This is a genomic window from Nocardia sp. NPDC004260 (genome assembly GCF_053603155.1).
The window spans coordinates 95,705-108,617 of sequence record NZ_JBSGEZ010000008.1 but is presented as its reverse complement, the minus strand read 5'-3'; the positions used below and the strand labels follow the sequence as shown (position 1 = coordinate 108,617).

At 70.1% G+C, this 12,913-nt stretch carries 12 protein-coding genes; 6 read left to right on the top strand and 6 right to left on the bottom strand.

The annotated features are described in order from the left end of the window. Nucleotides 1-177: 177 nt before the first annotated feature. On the bottom strand, nt 178-978 hold the full coding sequence (locus tag ACWEO7_RS07475) for a PIG-L deacetylase family protein (protein WP_452421602.1): 801 nt from the start codon (nt 976-978) through the stop codon (nt 178-180). A 22-nt stretch (nt 979-1,000) separates the two neighbouring features. Further along, nucleotides 1,001-1,396 carry a hypothetical protein gene (locus ACWEO7_RS07470; RefSeq protein ID WP_452421600.1) on the bottom strand — a complete coding sequence of 132 codons (396 nt, stop codon included), beginning with the start codon at nt 1,394-1,396 and terminating at the stop codon, nt 1,001-1,003. 404 nt (nt 1,397-1,800) lie between these two features. Here ACWEO7_RS07470 and galE point away from each other — a divergent pair, with 404 nt between their 5' ends. Together galE and ACWEO7_RS07460 are read left to right on the top strand one after the other, a co-directional pair. Further along, a complete protein-coding gene (galE, locus tag ACWEO7_RS07465; protein ID WP_452421598.1) occupies nt 1,801-2,778 on the top strand; it encodes a UDP-glucose 4-epimerase GalE in 978 nt (325 codons plus the stop codon). Nucleotides 2,779-3,231: 453 nt separating this feature from the next. Next, nucleotides 3,232-3,720, top strand: coding sequence for a hypothetical protein (locus tag ACWEO7_RS07460; protein WP_452421596.1), 489 nt, complete (start codon nt 3,232-3,234; stop codon nt 3,718-3,720). A gap of 10 nt (nt 3,721-3,730) precedes the next feature. Here ACWEO7_RS07460 and ACWEO7_RS07455 read toward each other — a convergent pair whose 3' ends face one another. Continuing rightward, nucleotides 3,731-5,056, bottom strand: coding sequence for a cryptochrome/photolyase family protein (locus ACWEO7_RS07455; RefSeq protein WP_452421594.1), 1,326 nt, complete (start codon nt 5,054-5,056; stop codon nt 3,731-3,733). A gap of 156 nt (nt 5,057-5,212) precedes the next feature. Then, nucleotides 5,213-5,836: a lipocalin family protein gene (locus ACWEO7_RS07450; protein ID WP_452421592.1), complete on the bottom strand. Its 624-nt coding sequence runs from the start codon at nt 5,834-5,836 to the stop codon at nt 5,213-5,215. A 239-nt stretch (nt 5,837-6,075) separates the two neighbouring features. Here ACWEO7_RS07450 and ACWEO7_RS07445 point away from each other — a divergent pair, with 239 nt between their 5' ends. Beyond that, nucleotides 6,076-6,921 carry a MerR family transcriptional regulator gene (locus tag ACWEO7_RS07445; RefSeq protein ID WP_452421590.1) on the top strand — a complete coding sequence of 282 codons (846 nt, stop codon included), beginning with the start codon at nt 6,076-6,078 and terminating at the stop codon, nt 6,919-6,921. Nucleotides 6,922-7,285: 364 nt separating this feature from the next. Here ACWEO7_RS07445 and ACWEO7_RS07440 read toward each other — a convergent pair whose 3' ends face one another. Further along, nucleotides 7,286-8,635 carry a TIGR01777 family oxidoreductase gene (locus ACWEO7_RS07440; RefSeq protein ID WP_452421588.1) on the bottom strand — a complete coding sequence of 450 codons (1,350 nt, stop codon included), beginning with the start codon at nt 8,633-8,635 and terminating at the stop codon, nt 7,286-7,288. A gap of 277 nt (nt 8,636-8,912) precedes the next feature. Between ACWEO7_RS07440 and ACWEO7_RS07435 the strand changes: the two genes are divergently transcribed. Further along, on the top strand, nt 8,913-9,719 hold the full coding sequence (locus tag ACWEO7_RS07435; protein WP_452421586.1) for a nuclear transport factor 2 family protein: 807 nt from the start codon (nt 8,913-8,915) through the stop codon (nt 9,717-9,719). A 91-nt stretch (nt 9,720-9,810) separates the two neighbouring features. Here ACWEO7_RS07435 and ACWEO7_RS07430 read toward each other — a convergent pair whose 3' ends face one another. Next, on the bottom strand, nt 9,811-10,734 hold the full coding sequence (locus ACWEO7_RS07430) for a sterol desaturase family protein (protein WP_452421584.1): 924 nt from the start codon (nt 10,732-10,734) through the stop codon (nt 9,811-9,813). Between the two features lie 220 nt (nt 10,735-10,954). Here ACWEO7_RS07430 and ACWEO7_RS07425 point away from each other — a divergent pair, with 220 nt between their 5' ends. Further along, entirely contained in the window at nt 10,955-12,118 is a 1,164-nt protein-coding gene (locus ACWEO7_RS07425) for a sensor histidine kinase (protein ID WP_452421582.1), read from the top strand. After that, nucleotides 12,115-12,786 carry a response regulator gene (locus ACWEO7_RS07420; RefSeq protein ID WP_452421580.1) on the top strand — a complete coding sequence of 224 codons (672 nt, stop codon included), beginning with the start codon at nt 12,115-12,117 and terminating at the stop codon, nt 12,784-12,786. The genes ACWEO7_RS07425 and ACWEO7_RS07420 overlap by 4 nt, the downstream gene beginning before the upstream one ends. Nucleotides 12,787-12,913: the final 127 nt, after the last annotated feature.

Here is a 12,913-nt window from a genome sequence, read left to right as displayed (position 1 = left end):
AGCCACCGGCTGGGAGAGCCCGGGTTCAACGCGTCCCAGCGGCGCTCGTCCGGATCGAGTCGGCACAGCCCGCGCAGCACGACCCGCGCCGGAATCGAATGCTGCTTGCTTCGAGAAATCTTGTCGGCGCAATCGCACAAAGTAACGCGGTGGGTCGCGAACCCGAGGGCACACCGCTCAGCGGGACGCGGGCCGGAAGATGTCGTCGAGCGGAGTTCCCGAGGTCGAGGTAGCGCCTTCTTCGGCGAACCACTCCCAGCGCATCACCCGGGCGAGCACCGGCGTCGGCATGCGGAGTAGCGCCTTCGCGATGGCCGCGAAGCGGCTGGAGCCCTCGATGATGGACCGGTGGGCGGCCAGAGCGGTCTTGCGGCGGGCGGCTTGGGCGGAGACGTCGATTCGATGGGTGATCGCCGAACGTGGACTGTAGAACGAGTCGAGCACCGATAAGTCGTAGCGGAAAGGAAGTCCCAGCCGCGTCAGCGAACGCACGAGACGTGCGTAACCATCGCGGGGCAGGGTGGCGTCCAGAACGCGCGCTACCCCGGCGAATTCGGCCGCGCGTTTACCCACTTCGTGCACGCGGATGTGGTCGCGGTGGCCGTACCCTCCGTTGCGGTCGTAGCTGAGCAGGATCTCCGTGTTCTCCTCGCGCAGGATCGCGGCCAGCCGACGCGCCGCGTCCTCGGGGTCCGCGCGGGCGAATCGCATCCGGTCGGGTGGGTCTGCGTACAGCACCGGGCCGTGCCCGCTGTCGGCGTAACCGAGGTGCGCTACGCGGTGCACGCCGAGGGCGGCGGCGCTCGCCTCCAACTCATCGAGCCGCAGCGCCTTCCGGCCGTCGAGATCGGCCATATGGCCGTCGGTGGCCACCACGATGACGGTCCGGTGCCCGGCGGCCGACAGTTCGGCCAGCGTCCCGCCGGTCAGCAGCGTCTCGTCGTCGGGATGCGCGTGGAATGCCACAACGGTCGCCATCGCACCAGTGTGCCAAAGACATTCACAGCAGATCCCTGGCCAGCCTGGTCGCGCCGACGAGCATGTACCCGCCGGTCAGGGCGACCAGTGCGACCGCGGTCGGCCGGGGAACGTCGCCACGCAGGACGCGCACCCCGCCGTGTGTCGTGTCGAGGATGTCCACCAGCAACGCCAAGCGCTGCCAGCGCGGCAGCTCCTCGGCGGGCGCGGTGAGATACCCGAGGCCGAGCGCGATCGCCCGCGCGCCGAAGATCCGGGTCATGTAGTCGAGTTCGGGCGTGGGCCGCACGCCGAGCGCCGTGGTCAGCGTCCGCGGGGCCACGAGCGCGGCCGAGCCGAGCGCGACCCGGCCGAGCGCCAAGCCGCGCAGCGCACCGGTCAGTGCGGAGCGGTTTCGCCGCGTGCTGTTCGTCACCATGCTCCCGAGCCTCGCCCACAACGCCGATCAGGTCGATTACCAGCGAGGTAATCGACCTGATCGGCGGCGTGTCGAAAGACTCAGGGCAGCGGGACCCACCGCGGCCTTCACCACCTTGGACTTCAACGCCTTCATACTCGTTCTCCTTGGTATCGGCCCGTGGGGCCATCGGCCGGACTTCGACCGCGAGAAAGATCCTCGGCCCGGGATCTCGAGGGAGCCCGATACTGCGCTGGGAAATAGCTGACAACCGGATCGACATCTCCAGCGAATTCACAGCTTCGACAGCGTTCCCCGGCCGGGCTCGGACGCGATGATGGTTCGGGACCCAGACCCGGCCAGCGGCGCCCTCGTCACGGCCTACTCTGAGATCTTCCGCCAGCCACCCCCAGGAGAGGACATTCGTGAAGCTTCTCGTTACCGGCGGCGCCGGCTACATCGGCAGCGTCGTCGCGCATCAACTCGTCGACACGGGCCATGAAGTGGTGATTCTCGACGACCTGTCCACCGGCTTCCCGGCGAACCTTCCGCCGCGCGCGACGTTCCACGAGCTGTCGATCCACCGCGTCGCCGACGTGCTCACCCCGGCGGCGGGCTTCGACGGCGTGCTGCACTTCGCCGCCAAGATCGAGGTCGCCGAATCGGTCGCGAATCCGGAGAAGTACTGGTGGAACAACATCGAAGGCTCGCTCGCCCTGTTGCGCGCCGTTCGCGCCGCGGGCACCCCGCGCCTGATCTTCTCCAGCACCGGGTCGATGTACACCGGCGACGGCAGCACACCCTTCGACGAAAGCGCCGAGGTGCGTCCGGCCAACCCGTACGCGGCGACCAAGGCGACGGTGGACCTGATGATCGCGGGCGAGTGCGGCGCGAGCGAACTCGGCGCGGCGTCGCTGCGCTACTTCAACGCATCCGGCGCCGTCGTCACCGGTGACACACACCTGGGCGAGCGGCACGAGCCGGAGTCGCACCTGATCCCGATCCTGCTGCAAGCCGCTGCGGGACAACGCGATTCGTTCACCCTCTACGGCACCGACCACCCGACGCCGGACGGCACCTGCATCCGCGACTATGTGCATGTGGCCGATCTGGCCGCCGCGCACCTGCTGGCGCTGGAGGCCATCCGTCCCGGCGAATACGAGGTGTACAACCTCGGCAACGGCAGCGGGTACTCCAACCGGCAGGTGCTCGACACGGTGCGCGAAGTCACCGGACGCGACTTCCCGGTCCACTACGGCCCGCGCAGGCCGGGTGACCCGGCCGTCTGCGTGGCCGCGAGCGGCAAGGCGGGGACCCGGCTCGGCTGGAAGCCACAGCGCCCCGACCTCGCCGACATCGTCTCCGACGCATGGGACTTCCACCGGTCGGTGCACGGCGACTGATCGACCGGGAGAACGATCCGGCGAATCTCCGTGATTCCCGGGCAACCCTCGTCGGCAGGCCCGGAAACACGAGCCGCTCAGAGGATGAGCAGGATCAGCGCCTTCTGCAGGGTGTCCACGATGCGGCCGATGGTGATCGCGATTTCGACGGTGCCCATGACAGGCCCCTTTCCTCGGACATGGCAAATCCTCGACACATCAATTCAAACGCGCGCGAACGGGATTCGCCAAGCTCACGCGGGAACGTATGTGGTCGAGGCGGCTTGATTCGCGTGTCCTCGCTCTTCGAATCATCTGTGTCGCGGCACCGGTCGCGACCGCGAGGCGGAACGTCGCCGCAGACCTTTCGATCGACCGTCAGGAGCACCTGTGACATCGTCGCAACCGTTGGCCCGGAGACACTCGCACGACTGTTCTCGGCGTGCGGCGGATACGGTCGGGCGAGCCGCGGCGATGCTCGACATGCTCCCCGTCGTTCCCGACGCGGTACACGCTCGGCTCTCGACACTCGCCGAGGACATCGCGTGCGAGCTGCCCGGCGAGCCGGACTGCGATCTCACCCGCGCCTTGCGCGATGTCGTGGTCCACCTCGCGACGACAGCCGAGCTCGCCCACCGGCACCGCGTGACGGCGCTCGCGGACGAACTCGCCGAGATCATCGGCATCGTCCAGGAATGCGGGCGGAACACGGCCCGATCGTTCGCGGCACCGTGGAATCCGGTCGGGGCGGCGCGCTATCGCGCCGAGATCCGGTGGCTCGCGAGCGACGCCGACGACGCGTTCCGCCGCTTGTTCGCACGGTGGTACTTCGACATCGACGATCTGACCGCGATCGCCGGGATGCGGGAGGTCGGCGACGAACTGGAGAACGTGATCAGAGCCTTCGAGTCGGTCGCCGACGCCGTGCTCGTCGTGCAGCCGCCGAACGAGCTGTCCGGGTGACTCGGCCGCACTACATCCCGACGACGTCGATGATCGGCGCCGGATAGTCCGCCGGATCGACGTTTTCCCGCCACGGTCGGTGGATGCGCGCGCCGGGTAGGTGCGCCAGCTCCGGAATCCAGCGCCGGACGTACGCGCCGTCCGGGTCGTAGCGCTGCGCCTGGCGCAGCGGATTGAGCACCCGGTTCGGCCTGGTGTCGGTCCCCGTACCCGCGACCCATTGCCAATTGAGCTGGTTGTTCGCCAGATCGCCGTCCACCAGCCAGCGCAGGAAGTGCTCCGCTCCGACCCGCCAGTCGACCCGCAGCGACTTGGTCAGGAAACTGGCCGTGATCAGGCGTGCCCGGTTGTGCATCCAGCCTTCCGCGCGCAACTGCCGCATGCCCGCGTCCACGACCGGGTGCCCCGTGTGCCCGTCCCGCCAGGCGTCGACCGCCTGCTGGTCGTCGCGCCAGCGGATCGGGCGGGGGCGGTAGTCCGACCAGGCCGCGGACGGGCGGGCGGCCAGCAACTGGTGGTAGAAGTCGCGCCAGGCCAGCTGCCTGGCGAACGCGTGGCCGCCCTCGGTCGACATGTCGACCCGGTGCGCCAGCTCCACCGGAGACAAGCAGCCGAAATGGAGGTAGGGCGACAGCCGTGAGGTGGCGTCGGCGGCGAGGTCGTCGTTGTCGCGCGCGTAGTGTTCCACCGGCCCGGACAACCAGTCGCGCAGGATCTTCCGGCCCGTCGTCTCACCGCCCACCGTGAGCTGCGGCGACATCGGAGCCGCGCACAGCTCAGCCGCGTCCGGCAGCGGCAGGCCGGACACCCGCGGCACCGTGAGGTTACGCGGCTTGCCCAGCGGCTTGCGCTGTGGCGCCTCGGACCAGCGCCGGAAATACGGGGTGAAGACCGCGAAGTGGTCGCGACCAGTGGCGGGCAACAGCGTCTCCGGATCGGCGGCGGTGACGGTGGCGGGATGCGTGTGCAGCAGGCAGTCGCGGCGGGAGAGAAGCTCGCGCAGCGCGCGTTCCCGCCGGCGGCTGTAGCCGCTGACGTCGGCGGCGACGTGCACGCGCGCGGCGCGCACCTGCGCCGCCAAGCGATCGACCTCCGCGGCCACGTCACCGCGGCGCAGGACCAGGCCGCCGCCGATGGCGCGCAGTTCGTCGTCCAACTCGGCGAGGGCGGCGGCGAGGAACCCGGCGCGGTTGGGCGCGGCGAAGCGGCCGGAGAGGATGGCGTCGTCGAGCACGAAAAGCGGCACCACCGCGGCGCTCTCCCGGTGCGCTGCGGTCAGCACCGGATTGTCTCGCACCCGCAGGTCGCGGGTGAACAAAGCGATCGTGACAGTCACCGCGCACGCTCCCGCCATGCGGCACGAATGGTCATTCTCGAGCCTCCTTCGGACGGTGCGGTCGTGCTCGGCGCCCATGAGGGCCGCGCCGGGACGGCATCGGGCGGCTCAGCCATACCGCGCGACGCGACCCTCGCGAGCGCCGAACACGCCGGTTCACCCCGCGCAGAGCGGGACGATGCGCGACTCACCGCCTGTCGTCGGTGAGGTCAGATACAGGCAGGTGTTCTGGCCCGCGGCGGTGATCGCCGCGCGCACCTGCTGCCACGCAACGGCCTCCAGCGACGCCGCGCGAGCCAGGACGAATCCGGACGCCCGGCTCGGGTCGGTGACCACCGCCCACGAATAGTCCGGGCCGAGCGCGGTGACGATGTAATTGGTCGGCCCGTCCAAGGCGTCTTGGGTCGGCACGCTGGGGAAGCTGACGTGCAGTTGCGCCCCGGTCTCCCGATCGTTGACCACCGCGGTGCCGTTGATCTCGTTCTGCGTGTTCGCCCACGTGGTGCAGGTGTTGCGCACCGCGATGTTCCCCTGCGGATCGAGTGCGTAGTTCGCTTGCGTGTCCCGCGCGCAGGCGAGGTTGAAGTACTGCGGGATGGCGGCGAGTTGACGCCACGTGCCCAGATACCGCTCCAGTTCGAGGCGCGGCACCGGCGCGGGCCCGGCGACCTGACCGGGCTCCCCGGAGGCGCCGCCCGCCGCCAGCGCCGTGACGGACAGGGCCGACACCGCCGCGACGAGCAGGCGGGTGGACGTACGCAGCAGATTGCGACGGTGCACGCTAACTCCTCGGAAATCGGCGACGCTAACCACACTAGCATAGAACGATGCATAATTGATGCAAACAGCTCTTCCCGGAGGATCGATGACACCGCGGACAGCGCCCCGTCTCCCGGCGACAGCCCGCCGGCTCACGCGCGACCGTCCGGCCCGGGATCGAGGCTGACGTGGCGCCACCGCGCGGACCCGTCGACCGGCCGGGTGGAACGAATGTCGCCGGCGGCGGGCAGAATAGTGCGATGCCCGCCGGTCCCGTCCCCGTGTCCGACGCGGCCGGATACACGGTGCGCGCGGTCGCCGAACGCCTCGGTATCCCGACCGCGACGCTGCGCAGCTGGAACCGCCGCTACGACATCGGCCCGCCGCAGCACCGCCCGGGCAAGCACCGCCTGTACACCGAGGCCGACATCGCCATGCTCGAGCGGATGCTGACCCTGATCCGCGCGGGCGCGAGCCCGGCGGGTGCGGCCGCCGCGGTGCGCGGGCCCGCGCCCACCCTCGGGCGCCGCGAATCGTTGCTGGAGGCGGCCTTCGCGTTGGACACCACCGCGGTCTCCGATCGGATCGAAGCGCATGTCCGCGCGTTCGGCGTGGTGGACACCTGGGATCTGCTGTGCCGACCGGCTTTCGCCGACATCGTCGACCGCCAGCTCAGCGGAGAGGGCTGCATCGATGTGGAGCACTTGCTGTCCTGGTGCGTGATCTCGGTGCTGCACCGGACGAACCCGCCGTCGGCGCCCGTCGGCACGACGCCAGTGGTACTCGCCTGCACCAGCGGGGAAACGCATTCGCTTCCGCTGGAGGTGCTGCGCGCGACCCTCGCCGAACGCGGCGTGGGGGCGCGGATGCTCGGCGCCGACGTGCCCGCCGCCGCGCTCGCCGACACCTTGGCCCGGTTCGAAAACCCCGCCGCCGTGCTGCTGTGGTCGCAGCAGGAGTCCACCGCGCTGACCTCCGCGGTGCGCGCGTGCCTCGACGCGGGGGCCCGAGTCCTGGTCGGCGGCCCCGGCTGGGAGGCGGTCTTCCTCCCCGACGGCGTGGAACGTGTCGGCAGCCTGCTCGACGCCGCCGACCTGCTCGCCTGAGGTGCGTCGAGATACGCCGGAACGGAACACTCGCTGCGAATCGTTCTCCGGCGCAGATCATGTGGGAGCCGATCGACGACTGACGCCACCGATCCTTCTCCCACTACTCGATGCAGAATTGATGCATTACCGAGGAGGCATATCGCTGTCGCAGCGCCACAGTAGGAAGACGGGCGATGATCGAGCACACGCACCGCCGTCCCAGCTGTCGCCACTCGTCGGCAGCGATGCGCCGTAACACCATTCGGCCCTCGTCTGCAACGCCTCGCGTCGGCTGCGGCCACCGACCGGAGGCGCACTCGCCCATGAACGACATCCGGCCGGACCCAGAACCGCCTCAGGCGTCCCCTCGGTGTCGCCGAGGTCAGTCCACGGGCCTGCCGAGCAGGTGCCGCAGCGCCGGTTCCAGGGCCGGGGTACGGAACGGGTGACCGGCTTCGGTCAGCCGCGCGGGCACGACACGCTGGCTGGCCGAAGCCACTTCCCGATTCCCTTCGCTCCCCAGTAGCAGCGCCGGACCGAACCCTGGCACCGGGAACAGTGCGGGCCGATGCAACACGCTCGCGAGGACCGCAGTGTACTCCGCGTTCCGAACGGGTTGCGGGGCAACCGCATTGACCGCGCCGGACAAGCTGGTGTCCCACAGCGCCCGGTGGTAGACGTCGATCAGGTCATCGATCCCGATCCACGACAGCCACTGCCGACCGTCACCGATGCGCCCGCCCAGCCCGGCCGTGAACAACGGGCGCAACAGCCGCAGCGTGCCGCCGCGCGGGGACTGCACGATTCCGGTGCGCACGCGCACCACCCGCACCCCCGCCTCCGCGGCGGGCGCCGTCGCCGCCTCCCAGCCTTCGACCACGTCGGCGAGGAAGCCCGCACCGCGCGCCGACTGCTCGGTCAGCGCCTCGTCGCCCCGGTCGGCGCCGTAGTAGCCGATCGCGGAAGCGCTCACGAACACCGGCACCGCCGCCCGGGCCGCCACTTCGGCGAGTGCGCGGGTCGGTCCGATCCGGCTGTCGGCGATGGCTCGCTTGTGCCCCTCGGTGAACCTGCCCGCGATGGAAGCGCCCGCCAGATGCACCACCGCGTCCACGCCGTCGAGCAGATCCGGCGCGGGATCGGCGGTGGCCCATTGTCTTTCGTCCGCGGCGCGTGGTGCATGCCGGACCAGCCGCACCACGCGATGCCCGCCGGCGGACAGGAACGCGGCCAGTGCCGAACCGACCGTGCCGGATGCTCCGGTCACCGCGACGGTCTTCGACACGAACCCCGCCCCCGCCGCCCGCGCGTGGGCCGCGAGATCGTCGGCGAGCTGCCGGTGACGGTAGGCGAACATGGGGCGCAGCACCGCGGCGGGCACCGGCGCGTCCACCCGGTCCACCACCCGGGTGCGCGTCTCGTCGACGACCTCGAAATCGTGGGTGTGCCGCCACGGCAGCAGGCCGGCGGGCAGCGACCCGATTCCGTCGACGGTCACCGCGTCGACGAATCGGCGCGGCGGGTCGTACTCACGAGGATCGTGCCGGGCCACCCAGCGCAGGCCGCCGGGCAGTCCGAGCACCGCCCGCCCGTCGCGGAGCGAGTCCGATTCGGCGCGGGGCGACACCGGCTGCCAGGGCGGCGCCAGACGGGTCATGGCGCCGGGGCGCGCGTGCCAGGCGAACACCTCGGACCGGGGTAGATCGATGACGCTCGCGTACTCGATACCCATGACCCGACTGTAGCCCGAAATCGCCCAGCCGCAGCGTTTTCGCATCGTTTTAGCCAAACTCTCCGAAAAAACACAGGACACTACCCGCAAGCAGTTGGTCCGATGCAGTCCAGCTGGCTCGATAGCTTCGCGAGCAGCGCAGGGCCCCGGTGGATCAGTCCATCGAGTTCCCTTGTCGTGCGGAGGCGACCGGCGCGGACACACCGTAACGCGACGCCAAAACTAGAACTTGTTCTACCATGTGTCGAGTCCCGCTCACGTCGACGGAGGTTCTGCCATGCCGCTGGATCACTCGAGCGCAGCGTTGCTGACGGCCGTCGAGGCTTCGCCGCTCGCGGTCGCCGCGCACGACAAGTCCGCGTGGGTCGGCCTGTTCGCCCAGGACGCGGAGGTCAACGACCCGGTGGGCTCGCGCCCGCACGTCGGCCGCGCCGCCATCGAACGCTTCTACGACACCTTCATCGGGCCGAACACCATCGCGTTCCGGGTCGACCGCGACCTGGTCCATCCGCCGACGGTGCTGCGCGACCTGACCATCGTCACCACCATGTCGACCGGCGCCACCGTCTCGGTCCCGATGCATCTGCGCTACCGGCTGGTGGAACAGGACGGCGTCTGGAAGATCGCCTACCTGGCCGCGCACTGGGAGCTGGCGGGCATGATCTGGCAGCTGTTGCGCACCGGGTTGCCCGGGCTCGCCGCCGCGTTGAAGCTCGGACCGCAGTTGATCGTCAACCAGGGCGTCGGCGGGGCGCTGGGCATGCTGCGAGCGCTCGGCGGCGTGGGTCGTCGCGGAAAGCGAGCTACCACAAGGCTTTTCGCCGCCGCGGCGAGCACCGACCTCAGCCGCGTGCGCGAGCTGCTCGGGCAGCGGGTCGACATCGAACTGCCCGCGGGCACACCGGTGTCGGTGGAGGAGTTCACGAATCGAGCGCGCAACATGCGCTGGAGCAAGGTGATCGCCGCCGGACGCACCGTCACGGCGAGTGTGCGGCTCGGCGCGGTACCGGGAGTCGCGGTCGTGGAGTTCGCGACCGATGGCGATGGCATCGCGAGTCTGCGGTTCTATCTCGATTCCGTCTGATCCGAGCTCACGTCATCCGCCGGTCTCGAGCGGCACCGATGACGCCGGTAGCCGGACGGCTCGTGCCGCCCGGCTACCCGCCACCGGTCGATCAGGACGCGAGCCGCACGGCTGGGACGTGCTCCTCGGCGCGGACCGGCGGCTCGATCGAGGCAGGCGGTGCGGGGTGCTCGGTCCAGCCGGGCGGGCCGAAGACGTACCCGAGCCGCCCGCGCCAGGTGCTCGCGCCGCGCACGTCGCGGATCAGCGCCGCCAGTTCGTGGTAGTTGACCTTCAACGGATTGTCGGTGCCGATGTTCTTGGTGAGGCCGTAGCGGACCGGTTCGGACTCGGCGGCGAAGCTGCCGAACATGCGATCCCAGATGATGAGGATGCCGCCGTAGTTCTTGTCGATGTAGGGCTTGTTCGACCCGTGGTGCACGCGGTGGTGCGACGGGGTGTTGAACAGGAACTCGATCGGGCGCGGCAGCGTCTCGACCCGCTGGGTGTGGATCGGGAACTGGTAGAGCAGCCCGATGCCCTGCAACAGGAAGATCATCCAGGCCGGGAAGCCGAGCAGCGCCGCGGGCACCCACGCCAGTCCACGCAGGATGTTGGGAATCGGATGCAGCCAGGAGAGGCGCAGCGCGGTGGAGAGGTTGAAGTGCTCGCTGGAGTGGTGCACGTTGTGCGCGGTCCACATCAGCCGGACCCGGTGATCGGCCCGGTGCGCCCAGTAGTAGCAGAGATCCGTCACAATCACGCCGAGCACCCAGACCCACCACGATCGCGGCGACAGGTGCAGCGGCGTGAGCGCCGCGGCGACTACGACCGCCGAGAACGGCACCAGATGCTGCATCAGCGGCCTGACCAGCCTGCCCAACGTGAACGTCGTCACGTTGGATGCGGTGTCGCGGGCCGATCCGCCGTTGCCGGATCGGTCGGGATCACGGCGGTAGGCGATCCACTCGATCAGCATGAGCGCCGCGAATGCTGGGATGGCGTAGGTCAGCAACTCGAACTCCACACGGCCCATGGGTACTCCTTCTTCGTCTGCCGTCGCTCCCCGACGCTACGGGCTCGGGCCTGGGAAAACATCGCGCCGACGAGGGACTTCGCGTCCCCCGCACGGGGGACGCGGGCGCGGCCGCACCGGGGCAGAGTTGTCGTCCGTGCGGCGTCTTCGGACGGGGCCCGATCATTAGGATCACTTTCAGGGCTCGGCACCGGAACCGAATGGAGGCGGTGACGAACTGGTGGACGTGAGCAGGTCGCTGGCTCGCCAGTCGGTGGTGGTCGCCGTGGTGGCCGCCGCCATCGACGCGGTGGTGCTCGGTCTGTGCGGCGTGTTCGCGGTGGCGCCGTGGCAGACGGTCGCCGCGGTCACGGCGATCGTCGCCGCCGATCTCGCCTTGGCCGCGCCGCCCCGGACGGCGGGCGTGGTCGCGGCGGTACAAGTGCTCGTCCGTCTCCTGGCCGCGCTGCTGCTGTACCGGCACGGATTCCCGGTGCGATTCGCCGACGTCGGGTTTCTGGTGGCCGGATATCGCGCGGGGGCATGGCTCGCCGGGCCGACTTCCGTGCTCACCATGCTGCTGCTGTGCGCGGGAGTCGCGGGAGCGCACCTGTTCACCGACAGCGCCGCGGCGCACGACTGGCGGCTGTTGCTCGCCGCGACCGTCTCCGCGGGCTGCGTACCGTGGCTGGTCGGCCGCTACACGGCGGCGCGCGGCGCCTACATCGCCGATCTGGAGCAGCGCGCCCGATTGCGGCAGCAGGAGCACCGGACGGCCGTTGAGCGAGCGGTCACCGAGGAGCGGGCAGCCATCGCCCGCGACCTGCACGACGTGATCTCGCATCACGTCAGCGCCATCGGCATCCACGCGGGCGCGGCGCGGCTGGCCCTCGGCGGCACGGCGAGCGAGGCCGCCGCCCGGTCGCTGTCCGCGGTGGAGTCCAGCAGCCGGGCCGCGATGGTCGATCTGCGCCGCCAGCTCGACCTGCTGCACGGCCACGAGGACGAGGGGCAGCGCCAGCCGGGACTGGCCGACATCGACGGGCTGATCGAGCACGTCCGCGCGGCCGGGCTGGACGTCGAGACAAGCGTGCGCGGCGAGGCGGTGCAACTGCCGGATTCGCTGAACATCACGCTGTACCGCATCGTGCAGGAGATGCTGACCAACGCGCTGCGGCACGGAGACGGTACGCACGCGCGACTGGAGGTGGAGTACCTGCCCAAGCGGGTGGTGCTGCGCGCGACCAATCCCCTCGCCCCCGAACCGGTCACCGCGGACACCTCGGTACCGCGTGGCCTCAACGGAATCCGCCGCCGCGCCGAGCTGTTCGACGGCGACCTGGACTGCGGCCGCGACGCCACGCACTGGCACACCACGGTGTCGGTGCCGATCGGAGGATCGTGAACCTGCCCATCCGCGTCCTGATCGCCGACGACCACAGCATGTTCCGCTCCGGCCTGCGCGCCGTCGTCGACAGTCAGCCGGATCTGGATTGCGTCGCCGAGGTGAGCGACGGCCGCGCCGCGATCAGCGAGACCGCCCGGGTACGACCGGATGTCGCGATCCTCGACGTCCGGATGCCGAAACTGGACGGGCTCGCCGCCACCGCCGCGATCGTGGCCGCGGGCGGCACGCACGTCCTTGTGCTCACCACCTACGACAGCGAAGCCAACCTGTATCGCGCCCTGCAGGCGGGCGCGAGCGGGTTCCTGCTGAAGAGCCTGCCGCCGGAAGAACTGGTCGCGGCCATCCGGATCGCGGCGCGCGGAGACGCGCTGATCGACCCGTCGATGACCCGCCGTCTGGTCTCCCGCTTCGCGAACACGCTCGCACCGCCGCGCACCCCACCGGAGGTCCATCAGCTCACCGCCCGCGAACTGGAGGTGCTGCTGTTGCTCGCCGACGCGCGCAGCAATGCCGAGATCGCCGCGCAGCTCGGCGTCGGCGAGGAGACGGTGAAGACCCACGTCTCCCGCATCCTGGCCAAACTCGGGGTCCGCGATCGCATCCACGCCGTGGTCTACGCCCATCAGCACGGTCTGGTGTCGCCCGAATCGGCGCGCACCGACTGACCCGGGTATACCGACCGTGGCCTGAACCTCGACGAATCGCCGCATCCGTCGGCACGAGCGTCGTTCACGAGTCGTGTCGACCGGGCCCTACGCTCCCTCGCCGCGAGCTGCGGAGCCCGTCGACACT